Annotated in this window: 1 protein-coding gene; it reads left to right on the plus strand. The window is 66.0% G+C overall.

The window, feature by feature from the left end:
• Positions 1 to 241: acyl-CoA thioesterase (locus HKX41_13135; protein ID NNC25078.1), on the plus strand; the 241-nt coding region annotated here is incomplete at its 3' end.

A 241-nucleotide genomic window follows, 5' to 3' on the forward strand; every position in this document is an offset into this window, starting at 1 on the left:
ATGAAAGGCCAGCAACGCGAATTGAACCTGCGCTTCCTCGCCCAGCCCACCGACGTCAACTACGGCGGCAAGGTCCACGGCGGCATGGTGATGAAGTGGATCGACCAGGCCGGCTACGCCGCCGCGGTCGGCTGGAGCGGCAAGTACAGCGTTACCGTCGCGGTCGGCGGCATCCGCTTCGTCGCGCCGATCCGGATCAGCGACCTGGTCACCGTGCACACCAAGCTGATCCACACCGGCA

It is taken from the genome of Salifodinibacter halophilus (genome assembly GCA_012999515.1).
Classification (GTDB): domain Bacteria; phylum Pseudomonadota; class Gammaproteobacteria; order Nevskiales; family Salinisphaeraceae; genus Salifodinibacter; species Salifodinibacter halophilus.